Raw genomic sequence first — 25172 nt, 5'->3', positions numbered from 1 at the left:
TCTTTTATTTTATTCACAAGGTGTTTAGCCACGCATGAAACCTTCTATTGTTGCTAAATTAGAAGCATTACAAGAGCGTCACGAAGAAGTACAGGCACATCTGGGTGATGCGTCTGTTATCGCCGATCAGGACAGATTCCGTGCGCTTTCACGGGAATACGCACAACTGGAAGATGTTACCAACTGTTTTCGTCAGTGGCAGAAAGTACAAGAGGACTTGGTTGCAGCCGAAATGATGTTGGCTGACCCTGAAATGCGCGAAATGGCTCAGGAAGAGATCGATGAGGCCAAACAGCAAATTGAAACGCTGGAACAGCAGCTTCAGGTATTGTTGTTACCGAAAGATCCTGATGATGAACGCAACTGTTATCTTGAAGTCAGGGCCGGAACCGGCGGTGATGAAGCGGCAATTTTTGCCGGCGATCTATTCCGTATGTATAGCCGCTATGCCGAATCTCGTCGCTGGCGTGTCGAGATTATGAGTGCTAACGATGGTGAGCACGGTGGCTATAAAGAGATTATTGCCAAAGTAACCGGCGATGGTGTGTATGGCCAACTTAAGTTCGAGTCTGGCGGCCATCGGGTACAGCGCGTACCAGAAACGGAATCTCAGGGGCGTATTCATACGTCTGCCTGTACGGTTGCGGTGATGCCTGAAATTCCAGAAGCAGAGTTGCCGGATATTAACCCGGCGGACCTGAAAATTGATACTTTCCGCTCTTCTGGTGCGGGTGGACAGCACGTTAACACCACTGACTCCGCTATCCGAATAACCCACTTACCAACCGGTATTGTGGTGGAGTGTCAGGACGAGCGTTCTCAACACAAAAACAAAGCTAAAGCGTTATCAGTATTAGGTGCACGTATTCGCGCAGCCGAAATGCAAAAGCGTCAGTCTGAAGAGGCGTCAACGCGTCGTAACTTATTGGGTACCGGTGACCGTTCTGACCGTAATCGTACCTATAACTTTCCTCAGGGTCGGGTGACTGACCATCGTATCAACCTGACGGTTTACCGTTTAGATGAAGTGATGGAAGGGAAGCTGGATATGCTAATTCAACCTATTGTTCAGGAATATCAGGCTGACCAACTGGCAGCGTTATCTGAGCAGGATGCATAATTTGACACCATGACATTTAATCAATGGTTAGAGCAAGCCATCGCCAAATTAACCGGCGGTGACAGTCCAAAGCGGGATGCGGAAATCCTGTTGGGGCATGTGACAGGAAAAACGCGTACATTTCTGATGGCGTTTAGCGAAACTGAGCTGGATGCCGATCAGCAATCTCGTCTTGACGAGCTATTGTGCCGCAGGCTACAGGGAGAACCTATTGCCTATCTGGTTGGTTCCCGTGAATTCTGGTCGCTGCTGTTGAAGGTTTCACCGGTAACCTTGATTCCCCGTCCGGATACCGAGAAGTTAGTAGAGTTAGCATTAGAACGTTTACCCACGATCGATTGCGATATTCTGGATTTAGGTACCGGAACCGGCGCTATTGCACTGGCGTTAGGTCATGAACGTCCCGACAGTTCAGTGACCGGTATTGACTATCAGGCGGAAGCCGTCTCGCTGGCGCAAGATAATGCAGATAATCTGAATATTAACAACGTCCATTTTGTTCAGGGCGATTGGTTTGAGCCACTGAATGACGCTTATTTTGATATGATCGTCAGTAATCCGCCCTATATTGATGAAAGCGATCCGCATTTAAGTCAGGGAGATGTGCGTTATGAACCAAACAGCGCGCTAATTGCCGCACAGCAGGGCTTTGCTGATTTAAACCATATTATTGAACAGGCTCCGGATTACCTTAAACCTGGCGGTTGGCTATTACTTGAACACGGTTGGACGCAGGGGGAGCAGGTTCGAACGCTGTTTAAACAGCGGGGTTTTGAATTGATCGCTACCCATCAGGATTATGGCGGAAATGAACGAGTTACTCTGGGGCGCTGGTTTAAACATTAAACTTGAAATATCACCGTTCGGACACCAAATAAACAGGAACAGCTTTATATGTACATATGGTTAAAACATTTACATGTTCTCACCGCAGTAATCAGTATTGTGCTGTTTATTTTGCGTTTTTACTGGAAGTGGCGTGGCTCTGCCATTATGCAGCAACGCTGGATCAAGATTGCACCTCATCTGAATGACACTATTCTATTCGGCACCGGTGTAGTGTTAATCTTTATTACCCACTTTTATCCATTCTCTGTTCAGGGAACCTGGTTAACTGAAAAGCTGATAGCCGTAGTGATTTATATTGTTTTGGGATATATCGCTCTGGGAAAACGAGATCGGAGTCAGATGGTGAAATCGGTAGCCTTTATGGCTGCGATACTCTGCCTGTATCTGATAGTTACATTAGCGACAAGTAAAATGCCGTTATTTATGGGGTATGCATGAAGCGCGGAAGCATCACTGATTTTGAGTTTAACAGTCATCCGTTAAGTGAAGGTATTTACCTGATTACCCGTTTAATTCGTGATGATTTTCCGGAAGATCAGGTTCGTTATGAATTAGACCAGTTAGCAGAAAAGGCCAGAGGCCTTATCGCTGAAGATCTGGATGCAGACCTACAGCTCGAGCAGTTACTGGAGTTGTTCTACCATACCTGGGGATTTGGCGGTGCAGGTGGGGTTTACAATTTGTCAGATACCTTATGGTTAGATAAAGTGCTAAAAACCCATCAGGGAGCGCCTTCATCATTAGGTCTGATATTGATGTATATTGCTAATCGATTGGGTATTCCTCTTTATCCGGTGATTTTCCCAACCCAGTTGCTGATTAAAGCGGAATGGTTGGATGGTGACAGTTGGGTGATTAACCCACTGAATGGTGAGACACTAACCAGTCATATTCTGGATGTCTGGCTGAAAGGGCATTTAGGCATTAGCGCCAAATTGACTAATGATGACCTGAGTGATGCCGAAAACAGCCAGATTATTATACGGTTGTTGGGTTCTCTTAAGGGGGCATTAATGCAGGAGAATAAGCCGGAGCTCGCCCTGAGAGCCAGTGAACTGGCCCTGAGCTTTGACCCGGAAGACCCCTATGAGATTCGCGATCGTGGTTTAATTTATGCACAACTTGAGTGCAACCACATTGCAGCAAAAGATTTGAATTATTTTGTTGAGCAGTGCCCGGAAGATCCGGTGACTGAGATTATAAAGTTACAGCTGAACAATATTGAACAAAACACCGTTACGCTTCATTAAGATGCGGTCAATGGCGGCAGTTAAATCTGTTAATCAAGAGATTAAGGAAAAGACAGCATGAGTCAGAAAGTAGTTAAAATTGGTGACATCAAGGTAGCTAACGACCTGCCATTTGTCCTGTTTGGCGGTATGAACGTGCTGGAGTCACGGGATCTGGCGATGCGTATTTGTGAACATTACGTTACCGTTACTCAAAAGCTAGGCATCCCTTATGTCTTTAAAGCCTCTTTTGACAAAGCCAATCGCTCTTCTATTCACTCTTACCGTGGCCCGGGTCTGGAAGAGGGGAGGAAAATTTTTCAGGAACTGAAACAGGCGTTTGGTGTAAAAATCATTACTGATGTACATGAAAGCTGGCAGGCCCAACCGGTAGCCGATGTGGTTGACGTCATCCAGTTACCAGCATTCCTTGCCCGTCAGACCGATTTGGTTGAAGCTATGGCGCGTACTGGTGCGGTGATTAACGTTAAAAAACCGCAGTTTGTTAGCCCAGGTCAGATGGGAAATATTGTCGATAAATTTAAAGAAGGCGGCAACGATCAGGTTATTCTCTGCGATCGCGGTAGTAATTTTGGTTATGACAATCTGGTTGTGGATATGCTGGGCTTCAACGTAATGAAGCAGGCAACAGGCGGCCACCCGGTGATTTTTGATGTCACTCATGCCTTACAGTGTCGTGACCCATTTGGTGCTGCCTCTGGTGGTCGTCGCGCTCAGGTTGCTGAACTGGCTCGCTCCGGTATGGCGGTTGGTATTGCAGGTCTGTTTATTGAGGCACATCCGGATCCTGCACATGCCAAATGTGACGGTCCTTCAGCGCTACCGTTGGATAAGCTGGAGCCGTTCCTGGCCCAGATGAAAGCCATTGATGAACTGGTTAAGAGCTTTCCGGAGCTGGATACCACTAACTAATATTTACTGAGACTTAACCGATAAAGGAGAGCCATGGCTCTCCTTTATTTTTACATGAAATAATTTATATTATTTTCCTGACACGCATTAATCTTGATGCTTTCTATTATTTGTTTTCGATCTACAAGGTTTTTTCGTTATATTTTTATTAAGCTGAGTTAAGAATCTTTCAGTAAGTGCTACTAATTGTTTCAATGGCTTGATAACCGGTTTTTGCGTGTTATTATCCCCAAATTCTCAAAGGGTTGAGAATAATTAATTGCTTTCCAGGGAGATAGCATATGTTTAAGAAAATCTGTTTAATTGTTCCTTTAATTATTTCTCCAGCCGTCTTTGCAGCGGAATCTAACGCGGGTAAAGATTACTGTGCGATAAAAGAGGAGAAAATCAATCAGCAGATAGAATATGCAAAAAAATATAATAACCCGCATCGTTTAGCCGGGTTAGAACGTGCATTAAGCAATGTAAAAGCTCACTGTAGTAATAATGGCTATATTGCTGATGCAGAGAGTAAGATAGCTGATAAAGAACGTAAAGTTGAAAAACGCCGTCAGGAACTGGCTGAAGCGAAAGCTACCGGCAAGTCTGACAAAATCAGCAAAAAACAGAAAAAGCTTCAGAAAGCTGAGGCCGAACTGGATGAAGCGCTGAATGCACTGTAACGAATAAATGTTATCAGTGAAAATGATAAGCCCCGTTTGAAACGGGGCTTTATAATAATTAATTACCAATCTTTTCGATTAATCCGGAATTCGGGAACTTGCCATCAGCGCCTCTTCCATCGAGGCATAGAACGCCAGCTTACCGGCAATTGGTTTAATACCCGCCCGAGCCAGCGTTTTTAATGGCTGATACTGAATATCACAGTTAATCAATTCAGTACCTTCTGGCAAAACATCAATAAACCGCTGAAATGCACTCAGGCCACCAGCATCCAGTACAGACACCGCATCCCATTGCAGGATAATCACACGTTGGTTTTCAATTCGCAGGGTGAGTTCATTAAAGATGCGTTCTGCTGCCGCAAAAAACAATGGACCGCTAACCCGCATCACTAGACGGTCAGACGTAGATTCTGTCGTCATTTCCGTTAAGCGGGTCATACGTGCAATTCGACGCATAAACAGTAATGAGGCCAGAACGATACCCACGGTGATGGCGATAACCATATCGAATAGCACGGTGAGGCTCATACACAGCAGCATTACGATAATGTCGTCTTTTGGTGCACGACGTAAAATATCGATAACTTTGTGCGCTTCACTCATATTCCATGCCACTAACAACAACAGTGATGACATAGCCGCCAGAGGCAAGTAGGAAAGCGCAGGCGCTAAAACCAGTAACGCCATAATCACCAATATTGAGTGAATAATAGCGGAAACAGGGGAACTGGCCCCTGCACGCACGTTAGCCGCGGAGCGGGCAATTGCGGCAGTGGCGGTAATGCCACCAAAGAATGGTGCCGTCAAATTACCTAATCCTTGACCAATTAATTCACCGTTAGAATGGTGCTTTTTACCGGTCATTCCATCTAATACTACGGCACAGAGTAGCGATTCGATCGCCCCTAGCATGGCCATAGAGAATGCAGCAGGTAACAAGGCAGAAATGGTATCCCAATTGAGCTCAAATGTTTTGCCACTGATATCAGGGATGTTCCAGGGCAGTACGAACTGCGGAAGAATCGGTGGAATACCTTGACCGCTGCTGCCATCAGGCATCAGATAATGAAATTTAGAGCCAATGGTAGCAACCGAATAACCAAACCAGGAGAGCAGTGCCATAACTGCGGTTCCGGCCAATAATGCCGGTAAGTGGCCGGGAACTCGTAATTTCAGACGGGGCCACAGTACCAGCACCGCTAAAGTTACGCTGGCTATCAGCGTATCCGCCCAACTGATGGTTGGCATAGCGGAAGCCAATGCAACAACCTTATCTATGTAGTGCTCCGGGACATCCAGCGTCAGGCCAAAGAAATCTTTAATCTGCATGGTAGCAATAGTAATACCGATACCAGAGGTAAAGCCTAAGGTTACAGAGATCGGAATATATTCAATCAGACGGCCAAAACGAGCCAGCCCCATAATCACCAAAAATACGCCGGACATCAGGGTGGCAATCAGCAAGCCTGACAGGCCAAACTGCTGGGATACCGGATAGAGAATGACAACAAAAGCAGCGGTTGGCCCGGAAACACTGTAGCGAGAGCCACCGGTAACGGCAATGACAATGCCAGCAATGGCTGAAGTATACAGACCATATTGTGGTGGTACACCGCTGGCGATTGCCAACACCATAGCTAGTGGGATCGCAATAATCCCTACGGTAATACCGGCAATAATGTCTTTAAGGAAACGTTGAAGTGTATAGGATTCGCGCCAACAGGCATCAATCAGTGCACTGAACGGTCTGACACCGTTAATTCCATGCGTTTTCATCGTGGGATAACCTGACCCTAAAATAGAGCTAAAAAAATGGCGGGCTGTAGCTGCCCGTCGCAAATTTATCTGATAACCATACTCCCTTTGTAAAATTATTGCATGGGGTATATCAATGAATCTGACTATTTCATTATGAAGTAAAAATAATCGGTGTATTACCCGATAAAAGATAATTAATGCTTTGTTTACTAAGGGTAAATCAGCTGTTAAAAACCAAGATTAAATCAATCTGTGCGTTTAACCTGAAACGAGCGTTATAAAACCTGGCTAACTATTTAATTAATTTAAATAAATATGAAAAATACCTACGAAAAAAAGAAGGGTGAAACAGGGTGTGGTTAAGAGGTACTCTATCTGGTTATAGCTGTTAGCCCGTTATTTGTCATTGGACCGGTTAAAAAACATATTGTGATATCAATAGGTTTAAACAAGAGAGGGTAAGGCGAGGGATAACGTGCAAACAGAACTTCTGGGTTCAGAAAGTATCTGCAAGCACGTTAACAACAGCGAAGGTTATTTAGTCTCTGCCGCAGTAGTCTCATCAGTGGTTGACCAAATGCGGTAACGAACCTGAATATCCTGTGGTGCATAAACCACAATAGGCAGTTTGCTGTTATAGCGTTGCAGGAACTCGCCGTGAGGAATCGTTACCAGCGCCTTGTGTTTTTTACCGTCCGGACAAGCCATCATGGTTGAAACCGGGCCGCTTACGTCACTTAAAACAAAATAGTTATATCCCCAGCCTTCGAGATCTTTGTTTTCCAACTTGCCACCGAGCATTTGACGGTTGCAGTCGACTTCCATCTCTTTTCCCATCACCAGTTCGACTTTCAGGTTATTTTCATTCTCTACGGCAGGCAGAAAAATCGCGTGACGAACCTGACCTTTTTGCGCTTCAGGATAAGGCGCGATCTCTTTTAGTTCCGGAGTTTTAGAGGCTGGAGCAATCTCTTTTGACACAGATGTTTCCTCTTTAGGGGCTGAGCCAATACGGTTGTGGCTTGGTGTTTCAGCGAATGCATGGGTAGAGATACCAATCAGTGCGGCCATCAGGGTGAGCTTAATCTTCATTTGCTATTTTCCTTCTTCAAATAAACTAATTATAAGCATTATATGCTGATGGTGTTAATGCTTCTACTACAATCGTCGAATTCATACCTCAACTCGTCGCCTGGGCCATAAACCCCATACCCAGATGAAAAACAATCAAAGCCTGTGAGTGAATAATGCTAACAATCACTTTAATTGATTATTTAATTTTGAAATCAATCACAAAACTCACTATTGACGAGGATTTGACCAATCAGCAGTGATGTTTGTCACAATTTTAACGCCATTGGAAGCATATAAACGTTCAGTAGTTGATTGAATGGAGGTGGTCTTGAACGCCTCCCAAATAGTAAAACGGGGAGGATATATGACTTTTGATGTTCAAAAAAATCTGCTGAGTTTACTGGCGCTGGATGGAATCTCTGACCATGAACATAACATCGCATCGGTTATGCAACAGCAATTTAGCCAAAGCGCTCATCAGGTATGGCAGGACCGTCTGGGCAACGTTGTTGCTCAATACGGCAGTCAATCGCCGGATGCTTTCAGACTGATGGTTTTTGCGCACATGGATGAAGTGGGCTTCATGGTGCGAAAAATTGAAGAAAATGGTTTTTTGCGTTTCGAACGAGTAGGTGGTCCGGCACAGATCACGATGTCAGGTTCAACGGTCAGACTGGACGGTGAACAGGGCCCGGTACATGGTTGTATTGGGATTAAGTCTTATCATTTCAGTAAGGGCGATGAACGTACTCAACCTCCGGGTATTGAACATCTGTGGATTGATATCGGTGCAGCAGATAAGCAGGATGCTGCCCGGATGGGCATCAAAGTAGGAACGCCGGTATGTCTGTATAACCCACCGCAGCTGTTAGCTAACGATCTGGTTTGTAGTAAAGCGCTGGACGATCGACTGGGATGTACCGCGTTATTGGGTGTTGCTGCAGCAGTAGAACAGATGGAGCTGGATATTGCACTTTATCTGGTGGCCTCGGTACAAGAGGAATTTAATATTCGGGGGATTTTGCCGGTATTGCGCCGGATTAACCCGGATATGGCCATTGGTATTGATATTACCCCGTCTTGCGATACCCCCGATTTATCAGATTATTCCGATGTGGTTATCAACAAAGGTCCGGGTATTACCTGTCTGAACTATCACGGGCGGGGAACGCTGGCTGGTCTGATTACACCACCCAGGCTGATTGCTTTTCTGGAAAAGACCGCAGCAGAGCACCAGATCCCGGTACAAAGAGAAGTGGCTCCGGGCGTAATTACTGAAACGGGCTATATCCAAATGGAGCAAGACGGTATTCCTTGCGCCAGCCTGTCTATCCCTTGTCGTTATACCCATTCTCCCAGCGAAGTAGCCAGCATCCGCGACCTGAGTGATTGCATTCGATTATTAACCGCCATAGCCCAGACTAAGGGGCAACAGTTTCCTGTTGCCGCCAGATAAGCGTTGGCACTTAACAACTCTCTTTTACGATGAGGTACAACAAGATGAAAAAGATACTGGTAGCCTGCGGAACAGGCATGTCCACCTCAACCATGATTGCACAGCGCTTACAGGAATATTTAAGTGAGCAAGGAATCCCGGTGAGTACATCTCAATGTTGTTTGAATGAGATCCCTTATAACTGTAGCGGAATGGATCTGATCGTGACATCCATGAAAGTGGATAAGGATTACGGCATTCCCACACTGAACGGTGCACCGTTATTAATCGGTATTAATGATGATGTGCTTAAAGAAAAAATCAAAGCACTGCTGAGCCAATAGGGCGGGAGGCGTTATGTTTGATTACATTTTGTCTCTGGGAGGAACCGTTTTCGTACCGATGGTGATGATTCTGATTGGTTTAATTTTCAGAATTCCAGTTCTGCAGGCGGTAAAAGCGGGGGTAACGGTAGGTATTGGCTTCGTTGGTATGGGGTTAGTCATTGTTATGGCGATAGATAGCCTCAGTCCGCCGATAAAAATCATGATTGAACGCTTTGGTCTGAACCTACACATATTGGATGTCGGCGCAGGACCTGCCTCCGGTGTGGGCTATGCCACTGCCATTGGCGCAATGATTATCCCGGTGATTTTCTTACTCAATATCGGCATGTTGGTTACCCGGTTAACCAAAACCATGAACGTCGATATCTATAACTACTGGCACTATGCCATTACCGGTTCAGTGGTACAGTTAATGACGGGAAATATGATTTATGGCGTGCTGGCAGCGATATGCCATGCGGCACTTTCCCTGAAAATTGCCGATCTGACGGCGAAACGAGTACAAAGCATTGTTGGGCTGGAAGGGATCTCTATACCACAGGGATATGGTTCCAGTTCAGTGCCGCTGTTTATCCTGTTGGATAAACTTTATAGCTATGTTCCGTTTCTTAAAGGCCGAAATATTGATGCCACTGAAATTCAGAAGCGTTTCGGCATGGTTGGCGATCCGGTGATTATCGGCGTCGTGCTGGGACTGATTTTTGGCTTGTCCGCCGGAGAAAACTTTAAAGGCACGATGACACTGATGATCACGGTAGCGGCAATTATGGTGTTATTTCCTCGAATGATCCGCCTGATTGTGGAAGGTTTAATGCCGATTTCAGACGGTGCACGTAAATTCTTTCAAAAATATCTTCACGGACGGGAAGTTTACATTGGTCTGGACACGGCGGTAACCCTGGGGCATCCAACTACGATCGCCGTTGGCCTGTTGCTGATTCCGATTATGTTATTGATTGCCAGCGTATTGCCCGGCAATCAGGTATTACCGCTGGCGGACCTTCCCGTCGCACCATTCTTCATTTGTATGGCAACCGTGATTCATCGTGGTGACCTGATTCGTACCTTAATTAGCGGTGTGATTGTCATGATAACCGTATTACTTATTGCCACTCAATTTGCCCCTTACTTTACCGAAATGGCTCGTAACGGTGGGTTTAGCTTTGCTGCCGACGGTGCACAAATCAGTGCCTTATCCGTGGGAAATATGTTTGGTTGGTCAATTGTTGAGTTAATGGCCATGGGCGTTATTGGTGTGGTCATTGCAGTGGGGGCGGTATGTGCAATTGTACTGTGGTTACGCACTAAAGAGCTGTCTGCTTAATGGGTTATTAACAATTTTTTATTCAGGTCTAAATTGAACAGGAGTAACAGAAATGAGTTGGCTTAAGTCAGTGATTGGCATAGAAAAAGCGGTGATAGCCATGTGTCATTTTCGAGCATTACCGGGAGATCCGGGTTTTGATACCAGCAAAGGCATGAGCTGGGTGATTGATCGGGCATATGAAGATTTGACCGCCTTACAAAACGGTGGAGTAGATGCGGTGATGTTCTCCAATGAGTTTAGTATGCCTTACTTAACCAAAGTGAAACCAGAAACCTCAGCCGCAATGGCCCGCATTATTGGTCAATTGATGGCGGAAATCCGGGTTCCATATGGGGTTAACGTACTCTGGGATCCGGTGGCCTCTTTTGATTTGGCTATGGCAGTAGACGCACAGTTCATTCGTGAAATTTTTACCGGGGCTTATGCCAGTGATTTCGGCGTTTGGAATACCAATGTTGGAGAGACTATTCGGCACCAGCAACGGATAGGTGCAGGAAAGGTGAAAACGCTGTTCAACATCGTACCGGAAGCAGCCGTCTATTTAGGTAATCGGGATATTCAGTCGATTGCTAAATCAACGGTATTTAACAATCGTCCGGATGCGCTCTGTGTTTCTGGTTTGACTGCTGGCAGCAAAACCGACTCGGCTACGCTGAAGTTAGTAAAAGATACGGTACCTGACACCGTGGTGTTAGCCAATACCGGGGTCTGTCTGGAAAACGTAGAAGAGCAGTTGTCTATTGCTGACGGTTGCGTTACTGCCACGCATTTCAAGAAAGACGGCATTTTTGAAAATTTTGTCGATGGAGATCGTGTAGCGCGATTTATGGATAAGGTTCGCAGTATTCGCCAATAAAAAGGGATAAGCAAAGCGCTTACCCCCGGTAGTTAGCCAATGAACAGGCTATTCCCCCGAAGTCTTCGCCAAAAGTACCTTCGGGGGAATATTACAATAACCTAATGGTTAAAGGAGTCAACGATGTTGATTGTGGATTGTAAGGCCGCGCAGGCTTTACGCCATGCTGAATCATGGGAGGAAGCGGTAGCGCTGGCGGCCACACCATTGATTGAGCTTGGCTATGCAAAAATCGAGTATATCCAGGGCATTATTGATAATACGCTGGAATACGGCCCGTATTATTTAATTGCACCAGGAATCGCCTTACCTCATGCCCGTCCAGAGCAGGGTGCTATCCGTAATGGTGTGGCATTTACTACATTGTCGCAACCAGTGAACTTTGACCATGATGAGTGTGATCTCATCTGGCTGCTTATTTGCGTCAGTGCAACGGATGCTGAACAGCATATAAAGACCATCCAGACTATTGCCTCCTTACTGGATAACTCAGCACTGATAACACAAATTCAGCAGGCCAGAAGCGATGATGAACTTTACCGACTGGTAGATTCGGCAATTGTGGGTATCTGACTATGCTAACCACTATTCACCCGTCACTGGCCTCGGCCTGTCAGCTTGAGTTAGGCGAAACCCTCAACCGGTTGAATACGGCGACAATAGGCTCGATTCATTTGGATATTGAAGACACCAGCTTTATTCGAAATATCACCTTTGGTTTAAAAACCGTTACTCAGGTTGCAGGGGCTACTTCTCATCCTTTGTCGTTTCATTTAATGGTCAGGGATCCATTTCCATGGATTGAATGGCTGAAACCACTTAATCCAGCCTGGATATTTGTTCATGCTGAAACACTGGCGAATCCGGCTGAGATTCTGGCCCTAATTAAAGAAATCGGAAGTAAAGCCGGACTGGCGTTCAATCCGGCAACACCATTGGCACCTTATTCTTATCTGGCTTCATTGATGGATAGCTTAATGGTTATGACCAGTGAGCCTGACGGTGTGGGGCAGCGTTTTAATCCACAGCTGATTGATAAAGTTGTACAGGCCACATCGTTGTTTAAAGAAATGGAAATTTGGGCTGATGGTGGTATTACGCTTGCCGCGGCCAGCAAACTGTATGCTGCCGGAGCCCGACATCTGGTGCTGGGGCGGGCACTATTTAGTTCAGAAGCCTTGGTAGCAAATATCGATACTTTTCGGGAGATTGGCGATGAGCGATAAACGTTCCGATCGAATGCGTAATATCCTGCACTATCTGTGGCAGCATAAAAAGATAGAAACACGCCAGGTGGTTGAACTGTTTGGCTATGCTGAAGCTTCTGTCAGACGAGACTTTCAGATTATTGTGGATGGCTATCCGGGAATGGTTCGCTGTCATGGTGGTATCGTATTTGATAAAACCACCGTCGATCAAGAGTACATTTTTGATGTTAAACAGAGTATTCAACGGGTGGCTAAGCAGGATATTGCTCAGGTTGCCCGCAACATGATCAAGCCAGATGACTGCATTTTGCTGGATTCAGGTTCAACCTGTCTGGAACTGGCAAAACGACTGTCAGATATCTCCGCCAAAGTGATTACCACTGATGTAAAAATAGCCAATCAACTGGGGTGTTATAACCAACTGGAGAGCTATATCGTTGGCGGCATGATTCGCTCAGGATATTTTTCCGTAGGAGAAAGCCTTGCCGTTGATATGTTGAAACTATTTTCAGCAGATAAAACCTTTATGTCATGTGATGCGTTATCTCTGGAGAGCGGGATAACTAACTCCACCGTTTTTGAAGTAGGAGTGAAGAAAATGCTGATCCAGCGGGGCCGACAAGTCGTACTACTGGCGGATCACAGTAAATTCGATCAGATAAAACCTCACAGTGTGGCGACGTTACTCTCGATGAGCTGTATTATTACTGATGCGTTACTGCCTGAAGAGACGTTTCAACGTTACCGACAGGCTGGAATTAATATCATCAGAGCGGGAGAAAGAGGGTATGACGACGGCTATTATCTTTGATATGGATGGCGTACTGGTGGATTCAGAGCCTGTTTGGGTCAAAGTGGAACAAGAAATTTATTTGCAGTGTTATGGCGTTCATTTAGACGATGAGGATTTTAAAGATAGTGCCGGGATTCGTATTGATAAGTTACTGACAGAGCACCATCATCGTCACTCACTCCCGTTAGAAGACGTTCCTCGCCGTGTTGAAGAAATTGTTACTGAAGTTGGTCGAAGAATACAAACTCATCCTCAGCCTATGCCTGGGGTAGTTGAACTGTTGGAAACTATTCAACAGCATGGTTTGCCGATAGTAGTTGCGTCTTCTTCACCACGAAAGCAAATTGCCCGCGTATTAGATGCGTTAAATATTAGCCATTACTTTTCCCACCAAATCTCTGCTGAAGGCATGATTAATGGTAAGCCTCATCCGGCGGTATTTTTGCGGGCGTCAGAAATACTCAACGTCAATCCGGAGGAGTGTATCGTGATTGAAGATGCAGTAAACGGTATGGTGGCGGCTAAAGCGGCCCAGATGAAAGTGATCGTTATGCCTGCACCAGAAGCGTGTCAGGATAAGCGATTTGGATTAGCCGATGTGCAGGTTAATTCGCTGGGTGAAGTCTGGCAGGCAATACAACAGTTAAAATAAAGCATTCCCGGCTCTGATTGAAAAGAGCGGACAGAATGGCAATGTGGTAATCAAATCGTGTTGCCATTAATTATCTCAATTTATAATTTTTTATCCTATTGGATAAATTTCCTTCGGTTTGTTTTCGCCTAATTTTTCTCTTAAAAATAAATAAAAAATTAATATTGTTTTAATTCAATTAATTAAAATTATTTATTCCTGTTTTTTAAAAGTTGGCACGCTTATCGCTATATATCTGGCATGAAGGGCAGCAACGTTAGAACAAGTCATCAAAGATAGATTGATTGTGATAACAACGAAGATGGCGTGCTGCCCACCAGATTAATTTTGTCTCAAAGGAGAATGAGAATGGCGAATACTCAACTATTTAAATCATTAAAAGGTCGTTGGTTACCAAAAACGAATGATAAGAATGAAGCAGGTGGAACGGCATACCGCTTTAGTGCAGAACATGCATTGGCACAGTATGCTGCCACGGGTTGCTTAAATGGTACTTATTACGCTTCGGCAGAAACTCAATTAGATACCGTAATGGCGCTGTGCTCTCAGGTAGATCCGTTAATGCTGGCCAAAATAGCCGTGTACTGCCGTCAATATGGTTATATGAAAGATATGCCGGCATTACTGTTAGCCATATTGTCAGTGAAGGGAAAAGAGTATTTACCAATGGCATTTCCACTGGTGGTGGATAACGGCAAAATGTTACGTAATTTTGTGCAGATATTACGTAGTGATACCGTGGGACGTAAATCTTTAGGTACACGTCCTAAAAAATTAGTGCAGGATTGGTTAAATAACGCCAGTGAGAAAGCACTGTTATCAGCGGCAGTAGGTAATAATCCTTCGTTAGCGGATGTGGTAAAGATGGTACATCCAAAACCACAAGAAAGCTGGAGAGAAGCCTTCTTTGCCTGGTTAATTGGTAAGCCCTATGATGAAAAAGTATTACCGCCAATTACTCGCGCGTTTGAGCAATATAAACGTCAGGGTAACTGTGATGAAGATGGATTACCGGCGGTGCCGTTCCAGATGTTAACTGCATTAAATTTGACTACGGCAGACTGGGCGAAGATAGCAAAGCAGGGTAGCTGGCAGATGGTGCGAATGAATCTGAACACCTTTGCCCGTCACGGTGTGTTTGAGTTACCGGGCATGACAAAAGTGATTGCTGATAAGTTGAGTGACAGAAAGAACATTATGCAGGCAAAAGTGTTCCCGTATCAGTTAATGACGGCATATCAGTCAGCCAGTAAAGAGATTCCGCTGATGGTGCGTGAAGCATTACAGGATGCATTGGAAATTGCCTTAGAGAACGTATTGCCAGTGGCAGGAAAAATGGTGGTATGTCCGGATGTCTCGGGTTCTATGCACTCTCCGGCAACCGGTTATCGCCCTGGAGCAACAACCGTAACCCGCTGCGTTGATATTGCGGCATTGATTGCCGCCACTTATCTGCGTAAACAGCGCGATACACTAATCGTACCTTTTGAGTATCAGGTAGTGGAAAGCAATCGGGTTGTGTTGAACCCAAGAGATACGGTGTTAACTAATGCTACCAAATTGGCAGCGGCCTGTGGTGGTGGAACAGATTGTAGCGCACCGCTGAAATGGTTAAACGCCAAAGGCATTCGCGCTGATGTAGTACTGCTGGTTTCGGATAACGAATCCTGGGGAAGTATTCATCGTCAGGGAAGTAGCGCAACAGAGACTATGCGCCAGTGGGAAATGTTTAAACGTTTTAATCCGTCGGCCAGACTGATTTGTCTGGATATCCAGCCCTATGCCACGACACAGGCGAAGGAAAGGGAAGACATTCTGAATATTGGTGGGTTTTCTGACACAGTATTTCAGATGATTAGCGCATTTTCCCAGGGACAAATGCAATCCGAACACTGGTTAGGTGAAATTAATAAAGTGACATTGTCACAATAACTGAGCATCGTGGCATAACAGTTAAAAGCAAGGTGGTAAGAAGTTTGTCTTCCCGATCATCATAATGTTATGCCACTCCTGATAAAGGAGGAATGCCGATGGAACTACATCACTACGAATGAGGAGGTCACGGGTTCGAATCCCGTCGGTTCCGCCACAATGGAACCGTAGCTCAGAGGCAGAGCACCGGATGCTTGCATCCAATACGTTTCATCACTTTTGTCCTCCGCTTTTTCAGGGTCAGAGTTAGATTAAATAGTTTAAGTCATTGCTGAAATAATGACAGAACAACGCAAACAGGTAACAAATGCCCGCAGGGATTACATGGTTTAGCCGGTTCGAACCCGGCCTCCGCAAGGAGATATCTCTGCATCACTGGTTGTTATCGGTTTGCTTTACGAATAAGCGGTAAATGCAGGCGAAACTACAGTGTTCCCGGTTCGAGTCCGGGTTACTGAGAAATCAGCAATAGCTCAAACTGGTAGAGCGAGTGTTTCGCACAATACTTGTTACCGCAGCTAAATACAGGGCGAATGCCGGTGGAACTACATCCAAGTACAAAGGTCGCGGGTTCAACTCCCGCCGGAATCTAACCAGGTTCCGTAGCTCAGTTGGATAGAGCATTGTGAATGTTTCACCAAAATTTGTCGCCCGACCTTATAAATACCACTTGTTGAAATGATAAAACCAACAACGAAATGGAAGAGAACAAAGGATAAATAATGAAACCCTCAATTCAGGTAATGAACGTTGAGAATGGTCGCCCGGTTAAAATGTGGACTCAGGGAGTTCCGGTTGAAGACGAGGCTAAGCGTCAGTTAGAGAACACGGCCAAAATGCCGTTTATCTTTAAACATATTGCAGTGATGCCGGACGTACATTTGGGTAAAGGTTCAACCATTGGCTCTGTCATTCCTACCATAGGGGCGATTATTCCCGCTGCGGTAGGTGTGGATATCGGTTGTGGGATGATTGCGGTGAGAACATCTCTGCATGCAAGCGATTTACCGGATAACTTATCTGCGGTGCGAGATGCGATAGAACGAGCGGTACCGCATGGTCGGGAAGTTAATCGATCCAAGCGAGATAAAGGAGCATGGAATGATGTGCCTGAAACGGTAAACCGTGCATGGTTACAGTTAGATCCTGACTTTAAGCAGATTATTGATAAGTACCCTAAGTTGAAAAATACCAATAATCGGGTTCACTTAGGAACCTTGGGAACAGGTAACCACTTTATCGAAGTTTGTCTGGATGAGAATCAGGCTGTGTGGTTTATGTTGCACTCCGGTTCTCGTGGTATCGGTAATGCTATCGGAAGCCTGTTTATTGAACTGGCGAAAAAAGATATGCAACGACACTTTATAAACCTACCGCATCAGGATTTAGCTTATCTGGTTGAAGGTAGCGAACATTATAACGATTACGTTTTTGCCGTTGATTGGGCGCAGCGTTATGCCCGATTAAACCGTGAAACGATGATGAATAACGTGATTGCTGCAGTTCGTACTGTAATCACTAAGCCCTTTACTTTAGAGATGGAAGCAGTGAACTGCCATCATAACTATGTACAGAAAGAACAGCATTTTGGTCAGGACGTACTGGTAACTCGTAAAGGTGCGGTGAGTGCTCAGGCCGGTGAATTGGGGATTATTTCCGGTTCTATGGGAGCCCGATCTTTTATCGTACGAGGAAAAGGTAACCCGGATGCATTCTGTTCCTGCAGTCACGGAGCAGGTCGAACAATGAGTCGTACCGAAGCAAAACGTCGTTTCTCGATCGAGGATCAGATCAAAGCCACGGCGGGTGTTGAATGCCGTAAAGACTCAGATGTTATTGATGAGATACCTATGGCTTATAAAGATATTGATGCAGTGATGACCGCACAGTCAGAGCTGGTAGAGATTGTTCATACTTTAAAGCAGGTGGTTTGCGTTAAAGGGTAAACATCTGATGCTCTGGGTATAAGAATGAAAAGGAACCTAAAGTGCAATGGATTGAAATTGATGGCTCAAAAGGTGAAGGCGGAGGGCAAATTCTCCGCAGCGGATTGTCGCTGTCGATGATTACTGGTAAAGCCGTACGTTTTACTCATATCAGAGCCGGGCGAAGCAAGCCCGGTATTATGCGCCAACATTTAACCGCTATTCTGGCAGCACAGCAGGTTTGTGATGCACAGGTCAGTGGTGCAATATTAAACTCAACGGAATTGACGTTTATTCCAGGTCAAATTAAGTCCGGAAACTATCAGTTTGATTTAGGAGGCGCTGGCAGTTGTGCATTGGTGTTACAGACGCTATTACCCGCCTTATGGTCAGCTCATAGCGAAAGTAGGGTGAGATTGAGCGGTGGTACTCATAACCCTATGGCACCATCGACCAGTTTTTTACAACAGGTTTGGCTGCCATTAATGGAGCGAATGGGGGCGAAAGCAACCTTATTAGTGCATCGCTGTGGTTTTTATCCGGCAGGTGGCGGTGAAGTTGAGATTGTCGTTTATCCGGTTAAGCAATGGCAAGCGTTACATTTGCCTCAGCGCGGTAAGTTGATTGATATTGGTGCACAATCGTTGATTTCAGATGTCCCTGATTCAGTTGCCTTCAGAGAATTGAACATTGTAAAACAGCAGTTAAAGGTTGAACAATCAAAGCTAAGCTCGATTGATGTATCTTCAGCAAGATGTGCTGGTAATGCGCTATTGGTAAAATTGCAATTTGAACATTTAACCGAACTATTTTGTGCCATTGGCACTAAAGGCAAAGCAGCAGCTAAAGTGGCTCAGGAGGCTTGTGATGAAGCACAAGCTTATTTGAAATCATCAGCGGCGGTAGGCGAGTATTTGGCCGATCAATTGCTGTTGCCAATGGCCATCGCGGGGAAAGGATGTTTTACCACTTCAGAGATAACCGATCATCTTTCGACTAATGCTTTAGTTATCTGTCAGTTTTTAAATTGCCGTATTGATATTCAATCGATAGAGCAGGGAATCGAAGTAAACATTCAGAAGCAATAATGCTAAAAATAAGTCTGTCCAGTAGTGTGGATAGTACAACGTTCTGATTAAAGGCACTCCTGTAATGGAGTGCCTTTATTTTTTTCAATAAAAAGCATTGGCTAACACATTAGGCGTTAATTTTGGGGACTTCATGGTCTTTTGAAGAAGGTAGTGCCTTGTGTTTTTAAGTGATGACTTATTTTGATTGGCAATCAACCTTAATATGAAAATAAATAAATAAGGTTTTACTTATATATTTTTGTTTTTATTTTGGTAATATTTATTTTTACCTGTCTTTTTAATTTAATTTTTCATTCTTTTTTTGTTTTTAATTTATATCTTGATTAATAAGTTATATTTGTGATTTAAATGTGATTATTTTAAATTAATAATTCTCTAAAAATATAAATAATGACTTATGTTTTATAAATAATCACTAATTTACAATGTTTTTGATTTATTTTAATTAATTGATTTATATGGTGTAAATTATTTAACTTGATGTTTGATTGGTGGTTTCGATTGTTTTTTAAATGATCAAATGATAATAACGATTTATTTTGATTTTACTTTCAATTTAATATTAAATCTCATTAGTAATATGTGCTAATGTATTATTAAATGGAATGGGCTTAGATAATTACTTGTAAACGCCGTCACAATATTTCGTTGTGATTAGTGGTTATTTTTCTTAAAAAACAATAATTCAGAATATTTGAGTCCTGTCTCTATTACTTGGAAGTAAATAGGGAGCCTGTTGAAACTTTAATGCGGGCTCTTATTTGGAGGAAAACATGAAAGCGACTAAACCAATTTGTCATTACTGTGGCGATTCAAAAACGGTTAACCGGCACGGGACAGCCCAAAATGGTTATCCCAGATTTTACTGTAAAGCGTGTAAAACAACATTTCAAACCAGTTATATCTATAAGGGTTATGAAGAGAACATCTTACGACAAATAAAACGGATGTTGGACGATGGCTATACACCAGAAAGAATAAGCTATGAGTTAAAAATTGCTTTGACATCAGTACGTCAATATATGAAGTACGAGACCGTTGGGCAGTAATGCAGCCAGTGAAGAAACCCTATATCCATTTCAATTAAGATAAATATACGGGCTAATGTGATATCAGTAAGCGATAAAGCATGGTCATCGCGCTGCAAAGAATAAAAATAAAGGTGATTAGCTGGAAAGCGCGTTCTGAAACATTTTTAAGTAGGTATTTGGCTAGCGGGATCGAGAGTATTGAACCCAGGCTGAGTATGACTGCCAGATGTAAATCAGTATAGCCACCCTGACCGTACGCCAGCGCAGAAGCACCCGAAAGCAACATGGTAACGAATACCGAAGTTCCTATTGCCTGTTTGATATTCATCCCGGCATATTTGGTTAAAATCGGTAACATCACAACACCACCGCCGACGCCCGTTGCTCCAATAGTGATCCCCGCAGCAATTCCAGGGAGAATAAAACGGGTTGTCGGTGTTATTGTTTTTGTGGATGCGTCACTAACCAGGGCGGCAGGATGAAACAGCTGGGTGCAGAAGATAAAAAGTGACAATGCAATAGCCAATACAATCAAAATATTGATACTGAGTTGAACATACTGATGCCAGGCATCAATGTTGGCTAGCAGTGTGATACCGTAACTGGCAATCAGCGTACTGGGCAACATAATAGACAGAATAATCAGCGAACGTTTTAAAGGGATATTACCTAATCGAAAGTGAACGCCGGTTGAAGATATCTTCATTAACATCGACATCAGATTGGCGGTTGCTACCGCCGTCAAAGTGTCCATACCAAACAACCAGATCAATACTGGCAAAATAAGAACGCCACCTCCAACACCGGTAGTACTGATAATCAAGCCCAGCAGTGCTCCAATAAAGACTTTGGCTAACAGCGCCAGTAACATTACCATAAGTCATTCCCGTTAAATTCCATCGCAATCATACCACGCTCCAGATATCCTTAAACACGCTTATGAGTCGCTTTCGACAACAATAATAAGAATCGCTTAAAGTCACTTCAGAATAGTTCCTGCAATCAGTGTCTATTACAAGATACCAATCCCATTGTCGTGCAATAAATAGAGAAAAATAGAATACATTCATCAACCTGACTGGAACAAAAATGAGAAATAATGAATACTGGATTTCAGTCGTGTGGTTTTTAACAAAAATAAATTTGATTTCGGTGGCACAAACGTTAAATTGACACGTGATTACAGACATAGCTAATACAGACATCAAGCGCTAAAAATGACTAATCAAAAAGGTTAGTGACTTTACCCATAATAGGCCATATGTCTGAAATCAATGCTATGGATGGGTGGGCATCTACAATATTAAAGGGAAATAAAAGAATATTATGGCAATCGATCTATCTAAAACATTGGTGATAGGTATCTCAGCTACAGCGCTATTTGATTTATCAGCCGACAACGACATGTATCAGGAAAAATTACAGCAAGATCCTGATTCAGCCATGAAAGAGTTTCGTCTCTATCTGCGTGGAAATGAAGATAAGCCGTTAGATGATGGCGCAGGTATGCCGCTGGTAAAATCTATACTGGCCTTGAATGAACATAAAAAAGCCAATGATGAAGGTCCGGTAGTTGAAATTGTTGTGGTCTCTCGTAATGCCCCAGAAGTAGGCTACCGTGTATTAAAAGAGATTAAGAAACGTGGATTAAATATTTCCCGTTCGGCTTTTACTTCTGGTGAATCAATTAGCGATTATCTTGATGCATACTATATTGACCTGTTCCTGACAACAGACACGCAAGAAGCTAAGCGGGTAATGGAGAACAATCAGTGCGCTACTGCTTTGGTATATGCACCGAAAAAGACCATTGCACAAACTGCATTGCCTCAGCTCAGATTTGCATTTGATGGTGACGCAGGGATTTTTAATGCGATCACTGACGGTAAGTCCGAAACATCAATTAATCCAGGCCCGCATGCCAACTTGCTGATCAAATTATCGAAAGTGCAAGAACGCATCTCTGAAAGTCTGGATCACTCACCGTTACGGGTTGCATTGATTACCTCTCAAAACAGCTCCAGCGATCCGGCTGAAATGACCATGATTGATACACTGAAACATTGGGGTATCTATATTAATGATATTTTCTTCTTGGGTGGCTTACAGAAGTCTCGCTTCCTTAAAGCGTTCAAACCACATATTTTCTTTGATAGTCAGGATTCTCAGCAAGATGCCTCTGAATTGGATATGCCTTACGCTAAAGTCATGTATAGCAATCAAGTTGAGACATCAGTGGTAGAAGAAAAAGAGACGGAGGCGTCGGAAGAGGTAAAAAAGTCTGAAACATCAAAAGCAGAAGTGAAAGAAGCAACCGAGAAGAAACCTTCGGTAGTCGTGGAAAACGATGAAGATGATGAAGACGAAGACGATGAAAAGCTGACGACGGAAGAAAAGAAAAAAGAGGGTAAAGAGCTGGGCGTTTCTTTAGATGAATGCCTGAGTCCTGCTCCGCCAGAAGATTTAAGTAATTTACTCAACAAGTTTATTCGCAAGAAACCTGCTGATGCAGAATAAGATTGTTTGATGATATCGGACCCGCTTTTAGTGATGAATGTTGATATTGTTATTGCTGACTACCAGAATCCCGCTCAGGGAAATGATTTGTTGATGTTACTGGATGGGTATGCTCAAGACCCAATGGGCGGTGGGGAAGCGTTAGCACCATCGGTAAAAGCAAGCCTGTTGGGAGAGTTAGCCAGGTTACCTCATGCTTTTACCGTGTTGGCCTATGTCGACAATAAACCTGCGGGCTTGATTAACTGTTTTCTCGGTTTTTCAACGTTTGCAGCCAAACCTCTGGTGAATATCCATGATGTGGTGGTTAGTCCATCATTTAGAGGATTGGGGCTAAGCCAGAAAATGATGGCAAAAGTGGAACAAGTTGCCCGGGAGAAAGGTTGCTGCAAGATGACGCTGGAAGTGCTTGAGGGTAATGATGTCGCTAAAGGCAGTTACAGTAAATTCGGTTTTTCAGGTTATGAGCTGGATCCGCAAATGGGAAAAGCCGTTTTCTGGCAGAAGACGCTGAGTTAAACACAAAGCAATTCGTTAGTTTGATGTGAAAAGGGCATCCCATTACAGGATGCCCTTTTAGTTTATCACTAATTTTCAGAGCGCTCTGTTTAAATCCAGAACATCAGTGCCAGAATCTGTGGTGACATAATTCTTAGAAACATGGCTAACGGGTATACCGTCGCATAAGCAAGAGCAGCAGCGCCGCTGGTAGGATGCATGCCGTTGGCAAAAGCCAGTGCCGGCGGATCGGTCATAGAACCGGCCAGCAATCCGCAAATAACCAGATAATTCATTTTTGCAACAGTGTAGGCCAGCAGGCCTACAATCAACAAAGGAATAATGGTGATCAGTGCGCCATATCCCATCCAGACAATGCCGTCGCCATTGAGCAGAGTATTAATAAAACTGGCGCCGGATTTAAATCCAACCACGGATAAGAATAATACAATTCCCAGTTCACGTAAGGCCAGGTTAGCACTAGGGGGCATAAACCAGTGCATTTTCCCCAGAGTACCGATTCGACCAAGAATCAACGCAATAACCAGCGGCCCACCGGCCAGCCCAAGACGTAAAGCAGCAGGAAAACCGGGAATAAACAGCGGAATAGAACCCAGCAAGACGCCAAGGCCAATACCGATGAATACCGGCAACATCTGTACCTGTTGCAGGCGCTGCTGCGCATTACCAACGATATCAGCCACAATATCAATGGATGAGGGTTTGCCGACCAGATTAAGAATATCGCCAAAATGCAATGAGAGGCTACGTCCCGCCATTAGTTCGACACCTGCACGGTTAAGACGGGTAATCACTACGTCATAACGATGCAGATTTAAATCGCCAATCCTCTTACCCATGACTTTTTCGCTGGTTACTACCACCCGCGCCATTTTCAGATCGCTGGTTCGGGTAGAGAGAGCAACATCCACCTCATTACCAATCAGCAGTTTGGCCTGATTAAGCAATTGCCTGTCACCAACCAGATGCAGTAAATCCCCGAGCTGTATTTGGGTAGATGCTGAAGGCACCATCAGTACATTGTCTCGTTTCAATCGGGAACAAATAATAGTGTCGCCGTTAATAATCGGGATATCTTGCAGCTGCAAACCGTTCAGATTGGTGTTGCAGACTTCTACGTTAATGGTTTGCAGATTATCCGCAGAAGCCCCTGTCTGGTTATCGAACTCTTTTGCTGACTGATCGACACTAATTTTGAAGGCTAACCGAATAATCCACATCACCAGCAAAATGCCGCAAATCCCAAAAGGATAGGCCATTGCATAGGCCATACCCATTTGATTAACCAATACGCCATTGGCATGAAGATCGGTTAATACCTGCTGTCCGGCACCGAGAGAAGGGGTATTGGTGACCGCACCAGAGAAGATACCTAAGATAATCGGTAAAGGAATATCGAACAGTTTATGTAATCCGGCGGTTACAAAACAGCTGAGGATCACCAGTAAGAAAGCAAAGCCATTTAAACGTAATCCGGAGCGGCGTAATGAGGAGAAGAAACCAGGGCCAACCTGAATACCAATCGTATAAACAAACAGAATCAGGCCGAATTCCTGCACGAAATGCAGCATGTTTTCGTCAAGTTCAATATGGTAAGTATGGGCGAAGTGACCCACAATGATGCCGCCAAATAGCACACCACCAATGCCTAACCCAACGCCGCGGATTTTCCAGTTGCCAATCCATAAGCCGAGTACGGCAACCAGCGCTAACAGGCTGACTGTCAGGGCAATATCACTCATTATAACCATCCTTGCACAGGTGCTTATAGCTCTTGTCGGTTAATCATTTTTGTTTTGTATCGCCAGTCTGGTTCAGATACAGACAAACTCATCATAGAGAAAAGCGATATTAAAATTGTGACTGGCTCGGCGAAATGAAGGAATTAGCCACGATAAAAATTGATATTTA

23 protein-coding genes are annotated in these 25172 nt (G+C 44.2%); 19 read left to right on the top strand and 4 right to left on the bottom strand.

From position 1 onward, the window contains the following. The first annotated feature begins 34 nt into the window (after nucleotides 1–34). The 6 genes from prfA to EKN56_RS09225 all read left to right on the top strand — a co-directional run bounded on the left by prfA (nucleotide 35) and on the right by EKN56_RS09225 (nucleotide 4793). Nucleotides 35–1120, top strand: coding sequence for a peptide chain release factor 1 (gene prfA / locus EKN56_RS09250; protein ID WP_130591511.1), 1086 nt, complete (start codon nucleotides 35–37; stop codon nucleotides 1118–1120). Nucleotides 1121–1129: 9 nt separating this feature from the next. Then, complete coding sequence (gene prmC / locus EKN56_RS09245) at nucleotides 1130–1966, top strand: peptide chain release factor N(5)-glutamine methyltransferase (RefSeq protein ID WP_130591510.1); 837 nt, start codon at nucleotides 1130–1132, stop codon at nucleotides 1964–1966. Between the two features lie 48 nt (nucleotides 1967–2014). Further along, complete coding sequence (locus EKN56_RS09240) at nucleotides 2015–2407, top strand: SirB2 family protein (protein WP_130591509.1); 393 nt, start codon at nucleotides 2015–2017, stop codon at nucleotides 2405–2407. Further along, on the top strand, nucleotides 2404–3219 hold the full coding sequence (gene sirB1 / locus EKN56_RS09235) for an invasion regulator SirB1 (protein ID WP_130591508.1): 816 nt from the start codon (nucleotides 2404–2406) through the stop codon (nucleotides 3217–3219). Before EKN56_RS09240 ends, sirB1 begins: the two co-directional genes overlap by 4 nt. Before the next feature lie 57 nt (nucleotides 3220–3276). Further along, complete coding sequence (kdsA, locus tag EKN56_RS09230) at nucleotides 3277–4131, top strand: 3-deoxy-8-phosphooctulonate synthase (protein ID WP_130591507.1); 855 nt, start codon at nucleotides 3277–3279, stop codon at nucleotides 4129–4131. 281 nt (nucleotides 4132–4412) lie between these two features. Continuing rightward, nucleotides 4413–4793, top strand: a complete 381-nt coding sequence (locus EKN56_RS09225; protein ID WP_130591506.1) for a DUF1090 domain-containing protein — start codon at nucleotides 4413–4415, stop codon at nucleotides 4791–4793. A gap of 78 nt (nucleotides 4794–4871) precedes the next feature. Here the strand turns inward: EKN56_RS09225 and dauA are convergent, their stop codons facing one another. After that, on the bottom strand, nucleotides 4872–6572 hold the full coding sequence (gene dauA / locus EKN56_RS09220; RefSeq protein WP_130591505.1) for a C4-dicarboxylic acid transporter DauA: 1701 nt from the start codon (nucleotides 6570–6572) through the stop codon (nucleotides 4872–4874). 516 nt (nucleotides 6573–7088) lie between these two features. Beyond that, nucleotides 7089–7646 (bottom strand): serine protease inhibitor ecotin, encoded by a 558-nt coding sequence (gene eco / locus EKN56_RS09215; RefSeq protein WP_246020022.1) that lies wholly within the window; start codon nucleotides 7644–7646, stop codon nucleotides 7089–7091. 346 nt (nucleotides 7647–7992) lie between these two features. Between eco and EKN56_RS09210 the strand changes: the two genes are divergently transcribed. From EKN56_RS09210 to rtcA, 11 genes are all read left to right on the top strand, one after another. Then, nucleotides 7993–9084 carry a M42 family metallopeptidase gene (locus EKN56_RS09210; protein ID WP_130591504.1) on the top strand — a complete coding sequence of 364 codons (1092 nt, stop codon included), beginning with the start codon at nucleotides 7993–7995 and terminating at the stop codon, nucleotides 9082–9084. 44 nt (nucleotides 9085–9128) lie between these two features. After that, on the top strand, nucleotides 9129–9407 hold the full coding sequence (sgcB, locus tag EKN56_RS09205) for a PTS sugar transporter subunit IIB SgcB (RefSeq protein ID WP_130591503.1): 279 nt from the start codon (nucleotides 9129–9131) through the stop codon (nucleotides 9405–9407). 13 nt (nucleotides 9408–9420) lie between these two features. Continuing rightward, complete coding sequence (sgcC, locus tag EKN56_RS09200; RefSeq protein ID WP_130591502.1) at nucleotides 9421–10734, top strand: PTS sugar transporter subunit IIC SgcC; 1314 nt, start codon at nucleotides 9421–9423, stop codon at nucleotides 10732–10734. A 52-nt stretch (nucleotides 10735–10786) separates the two neighbouring features. Beyond that, the gene (locus tag EKN56_RS09195; RefSeq protein ID WP_130591501.1) at nucleotides 10787–11593 is read left to right on the top strand and encodes a BtpA/SgcQ family protein; all 807 of its coding nucleotides are present in this window, start codon (nucleotides 10787–10789) and stop codon (nucleotides 11591–11593) included. A 126-nt stretch (nucleotides 11594–11719) separates the two neighbouring features. Continuing rightward, nucleotides 11720–12166 carry a PTS sugar transporter subunit IIA gene (locus EKN56_RS09190; RefSeq protein WP_130593654.1) on the top strand — a complete coding sequence of 149 codons (447 nt, stop codon included), beginning with the start codon at nucleotides 11720–11722 and terminating at the stop codon, nucleotides 12164–12166. A 2-nt stretch (nucleotides 12167–12168) separates the two neighbouring features. Continuing rightward, nucleotides 12169–12819 carry a beta/alpha barrel domain-containing protein gene (locus EKN56_RS09185; RefSeq protein WP_130591500.1) on the top strand — a complete coding sequence of 217 codons (651 nt, stop codon included), beginning with the start codon at nucleotides 12169–12171 and terminating at the stop codon, nucleotides 12817–12819. After that, nucleotides 12809–13612: a DeoR/GlpR family DNA-binding transcription regulator gene (locus EKN56_RS09180; RefSeq protein ID WP_130591499.1), complete on the top strand. Its 804-nt coding sequence runs from the start codon at nucleotides 12809–12811 to the stop codon at nucleotides 13610–13612. The genes EKN56_RS09185 and EKN56_RS09180 overlap by 11 nt, the downstream gene beginning before the upstream one ends. After that, nucleotides 13590–14246 carry a hexitol phosphatase HxpB gene (gene hxpB, locus EKN56_RS09175; RefSeq protein WP_130591498.1) on the top strand — a complete coding sequence of 219 codons (657 nt, stop codon included), beginning with the start codon at nucleotides 13590–13592 and terminating at the stop codon, nucleotides 14244–14246. The genes EKN56_RS09180 and hxpB overlap by 23 nt, the downstream gene beginning before the upstream one ends. Before the next feature lie 348 nt (nucleotides 14247–14594). Beyond that, nucleotides 14595–16178, top strand: a complete 1584-nt coding sequence (locus tag EKN56_RS09170; RefSeq protein ID WP_130591497.1) for a vWA domain-containing protein — start codon at nucleotides 14595–14597, stop codon at nucleotides 16176–16178. A gap of 722 nt (nucleotides 16179–16900) precedes the next feature. Then, complete coding sequence (locus EKN56_RS09165; protein WP_130591496.1) at nucleotides 16901–18124, top strand: RtcB family protein; 1224 nt, start codon at nucleotides 16901–16903, stop codon at nucleotides 18122–18124. Nucleotides 18125–18165: 41 nt separating this feature from the next. After that, the gene (gene rtcA, locus EKN56_RS09160) at nucleotides 18166–19191 is read left to right on the top strand and encodes an RNA 3'-terminal phosphate cyclase (protein WP_130591495.1); all 1026 of its coding nucleotides are present in this window, start codon (nucleotides 18166–18168) and stop codon (nucleotides 19189–19191) included. A 1104-nt stretch (nucleotides 19192–20295) separates the two neighbouring features. Here the strand turns inward: rtcA and EKN56_RS09155 are convergent. Then, nucleotides 20296–21090 carry a sulfite exporter TauE/SafE family protein gene (locus tag EKN56_RS09155; protein ID WP_130593653.1) on the bottom strand — a complete coding sequence of 265 codons (795 nt, stop codon included), beginning with the start codon at nucleotides 21088–21090 and terminating at the stop codon, nucleotides 20296–20298. A 461-nt stretch (nucleotides 21091–21551) separates the two neighbouring features. Here EKN56_RS09155 and EKN56_RS09150 point away from each other — a divergent pair, with 461 nt between their 5' ends. Both EKN56_RS09150 and EKN56_RS09145 read left to right on the top strand, forming a co-directional pair. After that, a complete protein-coding gene (locus EKN56_RS09150) occupies nucleotides 21552–22742 on the top strand; it encodes a 5'-nucleotidase (protein WP_130591494.1) in 1191 nt (396 codons plus the stop codon). Nucleotides 22743–22775: 33 nt separating this feature from the next. Beyond that, nucleotides 22776–23261, top strand: coding sequence for a GNAT family N-acetyltransferase (locus EKN56_RS09145; RefSeq protein WP_130593652.1), 486 nt, complete (start codon nucleotides 22776–22778; stop codon nucleotides 23259–23261). Between the two features lie 89 nt (nucleotides 23262–23350). On the opposite strand, the gene EKN56_RS09140 is transcribed toward EKN56_RS09145, so the two are convergent. Next, a complete protein-coding gene (locus EKN56_RS09140; RefSeq protein WP_130591493.1) occupies nucleotides 23351–25003 on the bottom strand; it encodes a putative transporter in 1653 nt (550 codons plus the stop codon). Between the last annotated feature and the right edge of the window lie 169 nt (nucleotides 25004–25172).

Source organism: Limnobaculum zhutongyuii, from assembly GCF_004295645.1.
GTDB lineage: Bacteria > Pseudomonadota > Gammaproteobacteria > Enterobacterales > Enterobacteriaceae > Limnobaculum > Limnobaculum zhutongyuii.
This window is presented reverse-complemented; position numbering and strand designations above follow the sequence as displayed.